This window comes from Halolamina pelagica (genome assembly GCF_900115675.1).
GTDB classification, from domain to species: domain Archaea; phylum Halobacteriota; class Halobacteria; order Halobacteriales; family Haloferacaceae; genus Halolamina; species Halolamina pelagica.
Window position 1 is genome coordinate 73,200 of record NZ_FOXI01000003.1, and the last position, 12,951, is coordinate 86,150.

Below are 12,951 nucleotides of genomic sequence, written 5' to 3' on the forward strand. Positions count from 1 at the left end.
TCTCGCACGCTCTCTTCGGCGCCTTTGGGAAGGTTTATGACCGTCGTGGGGCCAACTACGCCTGTTCGGAGACGACCGACTACGAATCCGAGTGGATACCCCTATGTTCGAAAACGCACTCCAAGTCGCAAGCCTCGTACTGCAGGACGCAAGTGGTCCGGCCATCACCTCGACGGGTATGGCGGCCCTCGCGGTCGGTCTCGCCGGTCTCGGTGCCGGGTACGCCGAGCGTGGGATCGGGTCCGCCGCCGTCGGCGCCGTCGCCGAAGACGACGATCTCTTCGTGCAGGCCCTGATCCTGACGGTCCTGCCGGAGACGATCCTGATCTTCGCGCTGGTCGCCATGATCCTGGCGTAACTTTCCTCTCCCTTTCCGCTCATGAGCTTGGAAACCGTCGTCGAGGACGTTCGAGACGAAGCCCGCGCGCGTGCCGAGGAGATACGCGAAGCGGGCGAGAGCCGGGTAGAGGAGATCATCTCGGAGGCGGAGGCCGACGCCGAGGAGATCGTCGAGCAGCGCGAGCAGGAAGTCCAGACACAGATCGACGAGGAGCGCGAACAGGCGCTGTCGAGCGCGAAGCTCACGGCCAAACAGAAGCGCCTGGAAGCCCGTCGTGACGTGCTGGAGCGGGTCCGCGAACAGCTCGAGGAGCGCGTCGCCGAGATCGACGGCGAGCGCCGCGAGGAGCTGACCCGTTCGCTGCTGGATGCGGCCGCCGAGGAGTTCGACGACGACGCGGACGTCGAAGTCTACGGCCGCGAGTCGGACGAAGCGATGCTGACGGACCTGCTCTCGGAGTACGAGGGCTGGTCGCTCGCCGGCACCGAGGACTGCCTCGGCGGCGTCGTCGTCGAGAGCGAGAGCTCCCGCGTCAGCGTGGACAACACCTTCGACTCCGTGATCGCGGAGGTCTGGGACGAGGAGCTCAAACGCATCAGCGAACGCCTCTTCGAAGAATGAGCGCAACCGGCAGTTCCAACCCGGAGTACGTCAACGCTCGCGTGAGCGCCCGGCGTGCGACGCTGTTCGACGAGGAGGACTACCGGAAGCTGCTGCGGATGAGCCCCGACGAGATCTCCCGCTACATGGAGGAATCGACCTATCAAGGACCGATCAACCGGCTGGGATCGCGGTTCTCGGGCGTCGACCTGATCGAGTACGCCCTGAACGCGGGACTGGCCGAGACGTTCGACGAACTGCTCGCGTGGGCGAACGGCCGCCTCTACGAGCAGGTCGCCCGCTACCTGCGGAAGTTCGACGCGTGGAACGTCAAGACCGCCGTCCGCGGCGTCTACGCCGGAACCGACCCCGAGGCGGTCGAGGACGACCTCATCCGTGCCGGCGAGTTCGACGACGCGCTGCTCGACCAACTGGTCGAGGCGGAGAGCGTCGACGCGATCGTCGACCTGCTCGACGGCACCATCTTCGGCGACCCGCTCGCCGCGGCCGCCGAGGAGTACGACGAGTCCGGCATGCTCGTCCCGCTGGAGAACGCCATCGACCGGGCGTACTACGAGAACCTGTTCGAGGGCGTGACAAGCGCCAGCGGCGCGGGGCCGGAGTCGGCCTACGCCGAGTACCTGCAGGCCGAGATCGACTTCCGCAACGTGCGCAACGCGCTGCGACTCGCACGGAGCGGCGCGGAGGTCGACCCGGCCGAGTACTTCATCGAGGGCGGCACGCTGTTCACCCCCGAGGAGCTCTCGACGCTCTCCCGGAACCGCGACCAGCTGGTCGAGCACATCCGCGAGAGCCGCTACGGCGACGAACTCGCCGGCGCGCTGGACGAGATGGCCGAAGCGGACAGCCTCATCGGCTTCGAGCACGCCATCGACGCCGCGCTGGTCGAGCACGCCCGCAACGCCGGTCACGCCCACCCGATGTCGGTGTGTCCGGTGATCGCGTTCGTGCTCGCGAAGGAGCGTGAGGTAGACAACATCCGTGCCATCGCCCGAGGCACGCAGGCGGGGCTCGACCCCGAGGAGATTCGGGCGGAACTGGTGGTAGAATGAGTCAGGAGATCGCCGTGATCGGGAGCCCGGAGTTCACGACCGGGTTCCGCCTCGCCGGCGTCCGGAAGTTCGAGGACGTCCCCGACGAGGAGAAGGCGGATCGGCTCGACGACGCCGTCGCGTCGACGATGACCGACGACGACGTGGGCATCATCGTGATGCACGACGACGACCTCGACTACCTCTCGCGGGGGACCCGCGAGGACGTCGAGACGAGCGTCGAACCGACGCTCGTGACGCTCGGCGGTGGCGCCGGCAGCGGCGGACTGCGCGACCAGATCAAACGAGCCATCGGGATCGACCTGATGGACGACGAGGACTAATAATGAGTCAGGCAACAGACGTCGCCGCGGAAGACCGCGGCCAGATCGAGAGCGTGAGTGGTCCGGTCGTGACCGCCGTCGACCTCGACGCCCGGATGAACGACGTCGTCTACGTGGGCGACGAAGGACTGATGGGCGAGGTTATCGAGATCGAGGGCAACGTCACGACGGTCCAAGTGTACGAGGAGACCTCGGGGGTCGGCCCCGGCGAACCCGTCGTCAACACGGGCGAGCCGCTGACGGTCGACCTGGGTCCGGGGATGCTGGACTCCATCTACGACGGCGTCCAGCGCCCGCTGGACGTGCTGGAGGAGAAGATGGGGTCGCCGTTCCTCGACCGCGGGGTCGACGCCCCCGGGATCGACATGGAGCAGACGTGGGAGTTCGAGCCCACCGTCGAGGAAGGCGACACCGTCGAACCCAGCGACATCGTCGGCGAGGTCCCCGAGACCCAGACCATCGACCACAAGGTCATGGTCCCGCCGGACTACGAGGGCGGCGAGGTCGCCGCCGTCGAGGCCGGCGAGTTCACCGTCGAGGAGACGGTCGTCGAACTCGCAAACGGCGAGGAGATCCAGATGCACCAGGAGTGGCCGGTGCGTGAGGCCCGCCCGGTGGAGGAGAAGCAGACCCCGACCGAGCCGCTGATCTCCGGCCAGCGCATCCTCGACGGCCTGTTCCCGCTCGCGAAGGGCGGGACGGCGGCGATTCCGGGGCCGTTCGGTTCCGGGAAGACCGTCACCCAGCAGAGCCTCGCGAAGTTCGCCGACGCCGACATCGTCGTCTACATCGGCTGTGGCGAGCGTGGCAACGAGATGACCGAGGTCATCGAGGACTTCCCGGAACTCCCCGACCCCCAGACCGGGAACCCGCTGATGGAGCGGACGACGCTCATCGCGAACACCTCGAACATGCCGGTGGCCGCACGGGAGTCCTGTGTGTACACCGGGATCACCATCGGGGAGTTCTACCGCGACATGGGGTACGACGTGGCGCTGATGGCCGACTCCACCTCCCGGTGGGCCGAGGCCATGCGCGAGATCTCCTCCCGACTGGAGGAGATGCCCGGCGAGGAGGGGTACCCGGCCTACCTGGCCGCGCGCCTCTCCCAGTTCTACGAGCGAGCCGGCTACTTCGAGAACATCAACGGCAGCGAGGGGTCGATCTCGGTGATCGGCGCCGTCTCGCCGCCGGGCGGTGACTTCTCGGAGCCGGTGACCCAGAACACGCTGCGTATCGTCAAGACGTTCTGGGCGCTCGATGCCGACCTGGCCGAGCGCCGGCACTTCCCGGCGATCAACTGGGACGACTCCTACTCGCTGTACCGGGATCAGCTCGACGAGTGGTTCGAGGAGAACGTCTCGGCCGAGTGGCCCGACCGGCGACAGTGGGCCGTCGACATCCTCGACGAGGAGGGCGAACTCCAGGAGATCGTTCAGCTCGTCGGGGAGGACGCCCTGCCCGACGACCAGCGACTCACGCTGGAGGTCGCCCGCTACATCCGTGAGGGCTGGCTCCAGCAGAACGCCTTCATCGAGGTGGACCAGTACTGTCCGCCCGAGAAGACGTTCAAGATGCTGGGCGCGATCAAGACGTTCGACGACGAGGCGTTCGAGGCGCTCGAAGCCGGCGTCCCGATCGACGAGATCACCGCCATCGACGCCGCGCCGAAGCTCAACCGCATCGCAACCACTCCCGACGACGAGGTCGACGAACACGTCGAGGAGCTGAAAGAGGAGATCGAAACCCAGCTTCGCGAGCTCTACTGATGAAAGAGTACAAAACAATCACCGAGATTTCGGGCCCGCTCGTCTTCGCGGAGGTCGACGAGTCCATCGGGTACGACGAGATGGTCGAGATCGAGACTGCCGACGGGGACACGCTCCGTGGGCAGGTGCTCGAGTCCGCCGACGATCTCGTCGCGATCCAGGTGTTCGAGGGCACGAGCGGTATCGACCGCAACGCGTCCGTGCGGTTCACGGGCGAGACGCTGAAGATGCCCGTCACCGAGGACCTCCTCGGGCGGGTGCTCGACGGCTCGGGCAACCCCATCGACGGCGGTCCCGACATCGTCCCCGACGAGCGACACGACATCGTCGGCGAGGCGATCAACCCCGTCTCCCGGGAGTACCCCGAGGAGTTCATCCAGACCGGCGTCTCCGCCATCGACGGCATGAACACGCTGGTCCGGGGCCAGAAGCTCCCGATCTTCTCCGCCTCGGGGCTGCCCCACAGCGAGCTCGCGCTCCAGATCGCCCGGCAGGCGACCGTCCCCGAGGAGGACGAGGCCGGCGAGGAGTCGGAGTTCGCCGTGGTGTTCGGCGCCATGGGGATCACCCAGGAGGAGGCGAACGAGTTCATGGACGACTTCGAGCGCACCGGCGCGCTGGAGCGCTCGGTCGTGTTCATGAACCTCGCCGACGACCCGGCGGTCGAGCGGACGGTCACGCCGCGGATGGCGCTGACCACCGCCGAGTACCTCGCCTTCGAGAAGGGGTACCACGTCCTGACGATCCTGACGGACATGACCAACTACTGCGAGGCGCTCCGGCAGATCGGTGCCGCGCGGGAGGAGGTCCCCGGTCGGCGTGGCTACCCCGGGTACATGTACACCGACCTGGCCCAGCTCTACGAGCGGGCCGGCCGCATCGACGGCCGCGAGGGCTCGGTGACCCAGATCCCGATCCTCACCATGCCCGGCGAGGACGACACCCACCCGATCCCGGACCTGACGGGGTACATCACCGAGGGGCAGATCGTGATGGACCGCGACCTCGACAGCAAGGGAATGGAGCCGCCGGTCAACGTCCTGCCCAGCCTCTCCCGGCTGATGGACGACGGGATCGGCGAGGGGCTCACCCGCGAGGACCACGGCGACCTCAAGGACCAGCTGTTCGCGGCGTACGCACAGGGTGAGGACCTGCGCGACCTCGTGAACATCGTCGGTCGCGAGGCGCTTTCCGAGACCGACAACAAGTACCTCGACTTCGCCGACCGCTTCGAGTCCGAGTTCGTCGATCAGGGGTTCCGAACCAACCGCGACATCGACCGGACGCTCGATATCGGCTGGGAGCTCATCTCGCTGCTACCGAAGACGGAGCTCAACCGTATCGGCGAGGACCTCATCGAGGAGTACTACGTCGAGGACGCCGACGTCGACGACGACGCCGGCTCCGAGGAAGCACCCGCGGACGACTAAGCCCGATCGCGGCGCGTGCCCGCGAGCGACCGCCGTATCGCTCGTCGGAACCGATGCCGCGATCGTGTAGACAGTCCCGTGCGACGACGGTTTCTCCCCTCCGCGTTTCTCTCCCCGTTCTCACTCGGCAAAGCGCGACCCCGTCCTTCGCGCGTGTGCGAGGAACGATCGAGCGGCGCCGACGACCGCGTCGACCCGGCGACCGCTGGTCCTTCGGTCGAAGCGCGGGGCCTCAGCAGGTTACTTAAACAACCGCGTGATACACGTTAGCAAACCGCTGAATCGGTTACGTGCGGCGGTCTCTCACGGGGTGACCACAACATCTTTATAGAACCACGGACAATCTATCGGTGAACATGAGTCAGCGACAGCGCATGGGTAACCAGCCCATGATCGTACTTTCCGAGGACAGCCAGCGAACCTCCGGGCAGGACGCCCAGGAGATGAACATCACGGCCGGGAAGGCCGTCGCCGAGTCGGTCCGCACCACGCTCGGACCCAAAGGCATGGACAAGATGCTCGTCGACTCCTCGGGCGGCGTCGTCGTCACGAACGACGGCGTGACCATTCTCAAGGAGATGGACATCGATCACCCCGCGGCCAACATGATCGTCGAAGTCTCCGAGACCCAGGAGGAGGAGGTCGGCGACGGCACCACGACGGCCGTCGTCGTCGGCGGTGAACTCCTCGACCAGGCCGAGGAGCTCGTCGAGTCCGACGTGCACCCGACCACGATCGCGCAGGGCTACCGCGCGGCCGCCGAGAAGGCCAAGGAGATCCTCAACGAGGAGGCCATCGAGGTCACCGCGGACGACTACGACACGCTGACCAAGATCGCCGAGACGGCGATGACCGGCAAGGGCGCCGAGACGGCCAAGGACCAGCTGGCCGAGCTCGTCGTCGACGCCGTCCTCGCGGTGCAGGACGACACCGGCATCGACACGGACAACGTCTCCATCGAGAAGGTCGTCGGCGGCTCCATCGAGAACTCCGAGCTGATCGAGGGCGTCATCGTCGACAAGGAGCGCGTCAACGAGAACATGCCCTACGCCGTCGAGGACGCGGACGTCGCGCTGTTCGACGGCGCCATCGAGGTCAAGGAGACCGAGATCGACGCCGAGGTCAACGTCACCGACCCCGACCAGCTCCAGCAGTTCATGGAGCAGGAGGAGGAGCAGCTCCGCGAGATGGTCGACCACCTCGTCGACGTTGGCGCCGACGTGGTGTTCGTCGGCGACGGCATCGACGACATCGCCCAGCACTACCTCGCACAGGAGGGCATCCTCGCGGTCCGTCGTGCCAAGAACGACGACCTGAAGGGGCTCGCCCGATCCACCGGCGCGACGGCCGTCTCCGCGCTCGAGGACATCGAGGAGGATGACCTCGGCTTCGCCGGCAGCGTCGCCCAGAAGGACATCGGCGGCGACGAGCGCATCTTCGTCGAGGACGTCGAGGAGGCCCGCTCGGTCACGCTGGTGCTCCGCGGCGGGACCGACCACGTGGTCGACGAGCTCGAGCGCGCCATTGACGACTCCATCGGCGTCGTGGGCACGACGCTGCTCGACGGGCAGGTGCTGCCCGGCGGCGGCGCGCCCGAGGTCGAACTCGCGCTCCAGCTCCGCCAGTTCGCCGACTCCGTCGGCGGCCGCGAGCAACTGGCCGTCGAGGCCTTCGCCGACGCGCTGGAAGTCATCCCGCGCACGCTCGCCGAGAACGCGGGTCTCGACCCGATCGACTCGCTGGTCGACCTGCGCGCCAGCCACGACGGCGGTGACTTCACCTCCGGCCTCAACGCCTACACGGGCGAGGTCGTCGACATGGAGGAGGAGGGCGTCGTCGAGCCCCTCCGAGTGAAGACCCAGGCCGTCGAATCCGCCACCGAGGCGGCGACGATGATCCTGCGCATCGACGACGTGATCGCCGCGGGCGACCTCGCCGGCGGTCAGGTCGGCGACGACGACGGCGGCGACGAGATGCCGCCGGGCGGCGGCGGCATGGGCGGCATGGGCGGCATGGGTGGCATGGGCGGCGCCATGTAAGATCGGTCCCCGCCGTTCCCACCACTGCACCGCTGTCCGACCGGGGTCGGATCGGTTCCCCGATCGCGCGACGACTCCCCGAACCTTTCTGCACTTCCGCTGCGCTCGGCCCGGTATTTATTTGTGAGTCCCGCGCCTCCTCTCAACCACCCGACTGGTCCGTCGGGTTGTCAGAGGCAGGCCGGCGGGTCCTTCCGGCCCCGCTGTGTTCGATCTGGTGCAGTGCCCGTCCAGGGCACACGCTTTCACTCGTGAACCGTCCGGAGCAGCGCCTCGAGCTCGTCGACGAACCCCTCGAACATCGCTTCCCCCTTCGCCGCACTGACGGCGCTCACGTCGCCCATCGCCCCGGAGTCGGACCACTCGGCCACGTCGAGGGTGACGTTCAGCGGCCCGGAGCCCAGTAGGTCTCCGGGCGCCTGTTCGTACTCGGTCTCCCACTCGGTCGCCTGCATGCGCTCCTCGTCGACGAGTTCCGGGTGCAGGTGGAGCATCATCGAGGTCTCCAACTCGCCGCCGTGAGCCATCCCCCCGAGGTCGCTCTCCCGTACGTCGTCGAGGAAGTACTCGCCGAGTTCGAAGTACGTCAGCCCTAGCACTTCCGTATCCGGCTGTTCGGCGCCGACGCGCTGGGTCGCCGCCGCGATCAGCGGGCGGTTGCCCCCGTGGCCGTTCAGGAAGAGCACCGTGTCGAACGCGTTCCCCAGTGCGCTGTCGGCGATCTCGGAGAGCGTGTCGCTGAGCGTGTCGAACTCGGCGCTGACGGTGCCGCCGAAGGGGAGGTGGTGCGGCGAGTGGCCCAGCCACAGCGGCGGCGTCGTCAGCACGGGAACCTCGTCGGAAACGCGCTCGGCGCCGGCGGTGGCGACGGCGTCGACGAGGACCGTGTCGGTGCCGGTCGGGAGGTGGTGGCCGTGCTGTTCGAGGGCGCCGACGGGGACGATCAGGACCGATCCCTCGCGGTCGGCGATCTCGGCGATTTCGGGGTACGGCTTGGCGGCCCACGCGACGGAGCTGGTGGTGTCGACCATGGGGTGAGTTAGCAAAGGAGTGAGAAGTAGGTGTGGGTGGCGGCGACAGAAGGGATAGGTGGGATTCGAACCACGGAATCCGCTGTGTGCGTCGAACGACACGTCCCGCTGCTCGCGGCTTCGCCGCTCGCTTCCCGAGGCGCTCACTTCGTTCGCGTCTCGCTGTCGCTCGACGGTCGTACGGGCACGGTGGGATTCGAACCCACGACCACCGGATGGCTCCCCCCGCGGGACCGCCGGGGTTAGAAGTCCGACGCTCTGTCCAACTGAGCTACGCGCCCTCACCGGACAATCTGCCTCCGAGCGCAAAAACGGTCGGGTTCGTCCCGTAGCCCTTAACCCCGATAGCCGAGAACCTCGACCCGAATGCGAATCATCGGCACCGTCGGGCTACCGGGCAGCGGCAAGGGCGAAGCCGCCACGGTCGCCCAGGAGGCGGGCATCCCGGTCGTGACGATGGGCGACGTGATCCGGGAGGAGACCCGCCGCCGCGGGCTCGACCCGAGCGAACACCACGGCGAGATCGCCAAGCAGCTCCGCGAGGAGGAGGGCGAGACCGCCATCGCCGACCGCTGTATCCCGATGGTCCGGGACGCCGCCGAGGGGCAGGACGGCGAACCCGTCGTGCTCGTCGACGGCCTGCGCTCGATGGCGGAGGTCGAGCGCTTCGTCGACGCCTTCGGCGAGGACTTCCTCCTGCTCTCCATCGAGGCCCCCTTCGACCTGCGGGCGAAGCGGCTGGGCGATCGCGGGCGCGAGGCGACCGACCTCGACCGCGAGAAGCTCCGCGAGCGCGAGGAGCGCGAACTCGGCTTCGGGATGGGCGAGGTGATGGACGCCGCCGACCTCACCATCGAGAACGACGACACGCTGGAGGCGTTCCGGGAGCAGGTCGAGGCAGTGCTCGAGCGGGGTGCGGCCGCGATCGACGAGCGGGACTCGGCCGGCAGCCGGACGCAGTCCGGCGACGTCACCCGGGGTGAACAGCGATGATCTACAGCGTCGACGTGACCATCGAGGCGCCGGTACAGGGCACCGAGGTCGCCGACCGCGTCGAGGACGCCGTCACCAACCTCTTCCCCGACGCCGAGTTCCGGCGCGAACCCGACCGGTTCGTCGCCGAGAGCCACTCCCTGGACGCCTTCTCGGACGTGCTCCACGAACAGGAGATCCTCGACACCGCCCGCCGGGAGTTCCTCAACGGGATGGACGGGGAGGGGTTCGCGTTCTCACTGAAGAAACAGCCCGCCTTCGAGGGCGTGGTCAACTTCGCGGTCGGCTCCGCGGACGAACTCGGCGACATCCGGGTCCGCGTCGACGTGCGCGAACCCGACGTGGAGTCGTTCGTCGACCACGTCGCCCCGCCGACCGAGGAGGGGCGCCCGGTCGACCCCGACGAGCGGTGAACCGATGGACGGGTCGGTCGAGGCCGGCGCCCGCGCCGGCGCGCTGCTCGCGGCGACCGGCGTCGCCGCCGTATTGACCGGGAGCCCGTTCCTGTTCCCGAGTCTCGGCCCCTCCGCGTACCTGCTGGCGACGGCGCCCGACGCGCCGGCCAGTCGGCCGCGGAACGTCCTCGGCGGCCACGCGGTCGGCGTCGTCGCGGGGCTGCTGGCCACGCACCTGATATCGCCCGGCCTGGTCGTGATCGAGCCGTTACCGGCGTTCTCGCCCGGGATGTTCCGCCTCGGCGCCAGCGCGATCGTCTCGGTCGCGCTGACGACCGGCGGGATGCTGGCGACGGGGTACGAGCACGCGCCGGCGTGTGCGACGACGCTCATCGTCGCGCTGGGCCTGCTCTCGACGCCGATCGAGGGGGCGATCGTGCTCGCCGCGGTACTGCTGTTGGTTGGCACGGACGCGCTGTTACCGGTCAGAGCGTGAGTTCGACGACCGCGAGCAACACCACGACGCCGAGCACGTCGCAGGTGTTCGTGACGACCGGGATCACCACGTCGTCGGGATCCAGCCCGTAGCGGTACGCGCCGTAGGTCGCGACGAGCGTGACTGCCACCGCGAGCACCGCCAGCGTCACGCCGCTGGCGAGCGAGATCCAGACGACCGTCCCCACGGCCAACCGAGCCCCGCCGAGCAGCGAGCGCAGCGCCCACGCGCCGGCGCCGACGGCCGGGAACAGCGTCCCCGCGAGCGCGACGGTGGCGACGGCGTTGCCCGCGAGCATCTCGTCGGTCGGCGAGAAGGAGAGCGTCCCGAGGTGGAAGGCCGTCGAGAGCCGCGAGGCGAGGACGCTCCCGAGGTTGCCCGCCGTGCCGATGGTGACGGGGACGAGCACCAGCAGCGTCGGGTAGCGGTAGAGGTCGGCCTCGAACGCGCCCAGCACCAGCCCCGACCCGACTTCGACCATCGTCAGCACGAGCAACACGGGCAGCATCGCCCGGGTGATCGCCCGGACCGACCACTCGGTCGTCACGCGCCACCCCCGGCGGCGAGCACCAGCCGCACCGCCAGCAGCAGGAAGGCGAGGCCGAACACGTCGCCGGTCGTCGTCACCACGGGGCCGACCAGCGTGTCGGGGTCACGCCCGCGGCGGTAGCCCGCGAACACGACGACCACCACCACCGCGGTCAGCGCGACGCCCGAGAGCAGCCCGGTGACGAGGCTGATCGCGACCAGCGTCGCCACCGGTGCCACGTCGTCGCCCAGCGCAGTGAGGATCAGGAACACCGCGACGGCGGCGACGACGCTGGCGAGCAGCCCGTTTGCCAGCGCGGCGGCCATCGCCCCGCGCAGCCGTCGGTTCCCGAGGTCGACGCGCGGTTCGACCAACCCCTGGTGGAGCCCGGTCGAGAGCCGTGCGCCGAGGCTGCCGTAGACGTTCCCCCGCGTCGCCAGCAGCGCCGGGACGAGCACCAACAGCCCCGGTACCGCCCGGAGTTCGGCCTGCATCCCGCCGAGGACAAGCCCCGCTAGCAGGCCGCCGACGAGGCTCACGACCAGTGCGGGTAGCGCCGCCTCGTAGGCCTCGCGGGCGACAGCGAGGAGGGTCATCGACCGGAGACACGACGCCGCGGGTGAAAAAGCTCCGCCGGCGCTACTCCTCGCCGCGCATCACCGCGATCGCGCCGAGCAGGGCGAGCGCGACCACGAGCCCGCCCCCGAGCGTCGCGAAGGCGGCGTCGTACCCCCGCGTGTCGATCAGGTAGCCGGTCACGCCCGGGGCGACGGCGCCGGCGGTCATCAGCACGGTCCGCACCACGCCCAGTCCCCCGCCGGCGGCGTCGTCGGGCAGCAGCGACATCAGGAACGCGCTCCGGACCGGCCGGAACCCGTGGGCGCCGAGGCCGAACACCACGACGGCGGCGGCGACGGCGACGACGCCCTGCACCGAGAGCAGCAGCGCCGCGCCGGCGACGGCGGCGCCGACGGTGACGAAGAGCATCGGCAGTCGCCCCACGCGGTCGGTGAGTTCGCCCGTGCCCAACTGGATCAACGAGACGACGAACAGCCCGGAGTAGAGCGTGTTCGCGACGCCCGGCTCCAGTTCGGCGGCCTCGGTCAGGTAGAGCGGGAGGAACGCCACCACGCCGTTGTACGCGAACGCGAACGCGACGGTGACGCCGACGAACAGTCCGACTCTCGGGACCGTCATCAGCTGCAGGTAGCCCGCCACCGACCCGTCGATCCCGCCGTCGCCCGACGGCGCCGTCGTTCCCTCGTCCTCGAGGTGTCTGGGAGTCCGGCGGACGAACAGCACCGTCAGCGCGGCGACGATCAGCGCGCTGGCGAGGAAGAGGCCGCGCCAGTCCGGCAGCGCGTAGGTGACCGCGAGGGGCGCGACGACGCCGCCGAAGGCGGCGACCGTGTCGAGCACCCCCAGCGCCCGCCCCGTGCGATCCCGGTGGACGGCCGCGAGCAGGCGCACGGCGACGGTCTTGTGGGCGCCGGTCCCCACGCCGATCAGTAACATCCCGCCGACGATCGCGAGGAACTCGCCCGGCACCGACCTGACGGGGCCGGCCGGAAGCGAGAGGTCCGGCAGCGGGACCGGCACCACGAGCGCGAGCGAGCCGACGGCGGCGACGACGGCGCCGCCGGCGATCACCCGGACCGGCCCCTGCCGGTCGGCGATCACGCCGGAGGGGAACTGCATCAGCGCGTAGAGGGTCATCAGCGCCGAGAACGCCAGCCCGGCCGCGGTGTTCGAGACGCCGAAGGCGGCCTGGAACGGTTCGAACAGCGGCGGGAACAGGTAGCGCACGAACTTCGCCATGAACCACAGCAGCGAGGTGAGAATCAGCGCGTCGTAGCGCGCGAGGCGGCGAAGCTCCATCCCGTCGGCGCTACCCCGGCCGCGGGGAAAAAGCGCGCGGATGCGGCGAGTCTCT

Annotated in this window: 14 protein-coding genes and 1 tRNA gene; 10 read left to right on the forward strand and 5 right to left on the reverse strand. The window is 69.0% G+C overall.

What is annotated here, in order from left to right; translation table 11 throughout:
* Positions 1-103 precede the first annotated feature (103 nt).
* The 7 genes from BMZ83_RS05040 to thsA all read left to right on the forward strand — a co-directional run bounded on the left by BMZ83_RS05040 (position 104) and on the right by thsA (position 7,574).
* Positions 104-358 (forward strand): ATP synthase subunit K, encoded by a 255-nt coding sequence (locus BMZ83_RS05040; RefSeq protein WP_054583090.1) that lies wholly within the window; start codon positions 104-106, stop codon positions 356-358.
* Positions 359-379: 21 nt separating this feature from the next.
* Positions 380-961 (forward strand): V-type ATP synthase subunit E, encoded by a 582-nt coding sequence (locus BMZ83_RS05045; protein ID WP_074876322.1) that lies wholly within the window; start codon positions 380-382, stop codon positions 959-961.
* Entirely contained in the window at positions 958-2,013 is a 1,056-nt protein-coding gene (locus BMZ83_RS05050) for a V-type ATP synthase subunit C (protein WP_074876324.1), read from the forward strand. Before BMZ83_RS05045 ends, BMZ83_RS05050 begins: the two co-directional genes overlap by 4 nt.
* Positions 2,010-2,336 carry a V-type ATP synthase subunit F gene (locus BMZ83_RS05055; RefSeq protein ID WP_074876326.1) on the forward strand — a complete coding sequence of 109 codons (327 nt, stop codon included), beginning with the start codon at positions 2,010-2,012 and terminating at the stop codon, positions 2,334-2,336. The genes BMZ83_RS05050 and BMZ83_RS05055 overlap by 4 nt, the downstream gene beginning before the upstream one ends.
* 2 nt (positions 2,337-2,338) lie before the next feature.
* The gene (locus BMZ83_RS05060; protein WP_074876328.1) at positions 2,339-4,105 is read left to right on the forward strand and encodes an ATP synthase subunit A; all 1,767 of its coding nucleotides are present in this window, start codon (positions 2,339-2,341) and stop codon (positions 4,103-4,105) included.
* Positions 4,105-5,535, forward strand: a complete 1,431-nt coding sequence (locus BMZ83_RS05065; protein ID WP_074876330.1) for a V-type ATP synthase subunit B — start codon at positions 4,105-4,107, stop codon at positions 5,533-5,535. The genes BMZ83_RS05060 and BMZ83_RS05065 overlap by 1 nt, the downstream gene beginning before the upstream one ends.
* 389 nt (positions 5,536-5,924) lie before the next feature.
* The gene (thsA, locus tag BMZ83_RS05070) at positions 5,925-7,574 is read left to right on the forward strand and encodes a thermosome subunit alpha (RefSeq protein ID WP_074876833.1); all 1,650 of its coding nucleotides are present in this window, start codon (positions 5,925-5,927) and stop codon (positions 7,572-7,574) included.
* Positions 7,575-7,819: 245 nt separating this feature from the next.
* Here thsA and BMZ83_RS05075 read toward each other — a convergent pair whose 3' ends face one another.
* Positions 7,820-8,605: a creatininase family protein gene (locus BMZ83_RS05075; protein ID WP_074876332.1), complete on the reverse strand. Its 786-nt coding sequence runs from the start codon at positions 8,603-8,605 to the stop codon at positions 7,820-7,822.
* A gap of 181 nt (positions 8,606-8,786) precedes the next feature.
* A tRNA-Arg gene (locus BMZ83_RS05080) sits at positions 8,787-8,886 on the reverse strand.
* A gap of 85 nt (positions 8,887-8,971) precedes the next feature.
* Here BMZ83_RS05080 and BMZ83_RS05085 point away from each other — a divergent pair.
* From BMZ83_RS05085 to BMZ83_RS05095, 3 genes are read left to right on the forward strand one after another with little or no spacing between them, the layout of a single operon-like run.
* Positions 8,972-9,598, forward strand: a complete 627-nt coding sequence (locus tag BMZ83_RS05085; protein WP_074876334.1) for an AAA family ATPase — start codon at positions 8,972-8,974, stop codon at positions 9,596-9,598.
* A complete protein-coding gene (locus tag BMZ83_RS05090; RefSeq protein ID WP_074876336.1) occupies positions 9,595-10,011 on the forward strand; it encodes an RNA-binding domain-containing protein in 417 nt (138 codons plus the stop codon). The genes BMZ83_RS05085 and BMZ83_RS05090 overlap by 4 nt, the downstream gene beginning before the upstream one ends.
* Positions 10,012-10,015: 4 nt before the next feature.
* Positions 10,016-10,489 (forward strand): HPP family protein, encoded by a 474-nt coding sequence (locus BMZ83_RS05095; RefSeq protein WP_074876338.1) that lies wholly within the window; start codon positions 10,016-10,018, stop codon positions 10,487-10,489.
* On the opposite strand, the gene BMZ83_RS05100 is transcribed toward BMZ83_RS05095, so the two are convergent.
* From BMZ83_RS05100 to BMZ83_RS05110, 3 genes are read right to left on the reverse strand one after another with little or no spacing between them, the layout of a single operon-like run.
* Positions 10,479-11,036 carry a magnesium transporter gene (locus BMZ83_RS05100; RefSeq protein WP_074876340.1) on the reverse strand — a complete coding sequence of 186 codons (558 nt, stop codon included), beginning with the start codon at positions 11,034-11,036 and terminating at the stop codon, positions 10,479-10,481. The genes BMZ83_RS05095 and BMZ83_RS05100 overlap by 11 nt on opposite strands.
* Entirely contained in the window at positions 11,033-11,614 is a 582-nt protein-coding gene (locus BMZ83_RS05105) for a magnesium transporter (protein WP_074876342.1), read from the reverse strand. The genes BMZ83_RS05100 and BMZ83_RS05105 overlap by 4 nt, the downstream gene beginning before the upstream one ends.
* 43 nt (positions 11,615-11,657) lie before the next feature.
* Positions 11,658-12,896 carry an MFS transporter gene (locus BMZ83_RS05110; protein ID WP_074876344.1) on the reverse strand — a complete coding sequence of 413 codons (1,239 nt, stop codon included), beginning with the start codon at positions 12,894-12,896 and terminating at the stop codon, positions 11,658-11,660.
* Positions 12,897-12,951 lie beyond the last annotated feature (55 nt).

What these genes read in the sequence shown, in the direction of transcription:
- BMZ83_RS05040 (WP_054583090.1), top strand. Translation starts at nt 104, where the DNA reads ATGTTCGAAAACGCACTCCAAGTCGCAAGCCTCGTACTGCAGGACGCA.
- BMZ83_RS05045 (WP_074876322.1), top strand. Translation starts at nt 380, where the DNA reads ATGAGCTTGGAAACCGTCGTCGAGGACGTTCGAGACGAAGCCCGCGCG.
- BMZ83_RS05050 (WP_074876324.1), top strand. Translation starts at nt 958, where the DNA reads ATGAGCGCAACCGGCAGTTCCAACCCGGAGTACGTCAACGCTCGCGTG.
- BMZ83_RS05055 (WP_074876326.1), top strand. Translation starts at nt 2,010, where the DNA reads ATGAGTCAGGAGATCGCCGTGATCGGGAGCCCGGAGTTCACGACCGGG.
- BMZ83_RS05060 (WP_074876328.1), top strand. Translation starts at nt 2,339, where the DNA reads ATGAGTCAGGCAACAGACGTCGCCGCGGAAGACCGCGGCCAGATCGAG.
- BMZ83_RS05065 (WP_074876330.1), top strand. Translation starts at nt 4,105, where the DNA reads ATGAAAGAGTACAAAACAATCACCGAGATTTCGGGCCCGCTCGTCTTC.
- thsA (WP_074876833.1), top strand. Translation starts at nt 5,925, where the DNA reads ATGATCGTACTTTCCGAGGACAGCCAGCGAACCTCCGGGCAGGACGCC.
- BMZ83_RS05075 (WP_074876332.1), bottom strand. Translation starts at nt 8,605, where the DNA reads ATGGTCGACACCACCAGCTCCGTCGCGTGGGCCGCCAAGCCGTACCCC.
- BMZ83_RS05085 (WP_074876334.1), top strand. Translation starts at nt 8,972, where the DNA reads ATGCGAATCATCGGCACCGTCGGGCTACCGGGCAGCGGCAAGGGCGAA.
- BMZ83_RS05090 (WP_074876336.1), top strand. Translation starts at nt 9,595, where the DNA reads ATGATCTACAGCGTCGACGTGACCATCGAGGCGCCGGTACAGGGCACC.
- BMZ83_RS05095 (WP_074876338.1), top strand. Translation starts at nt 10,016, where the DNA reads ATGGACGGGTCGGTCGAGGCCGGCGCCCGCGCCGGCGCGCTGCTCGCG.
- BMZ83_RS05105 (WP_074876342.1), bottom strand. Translation starts at nt 11,614, where the DNA reads ATGACCCTCCTCGCTGTCGCCCGCGAGGCCTACGAGGCGGCGCTACCC.
- BMZ83_RS05110 (WP_074876344.1), bottom strand. Translation starts at nt 12,896, where the DNA reads ATGGAGCTTCGCCGCCTCGCGCGCTACGACGCGCTGATTCTCACCTCG.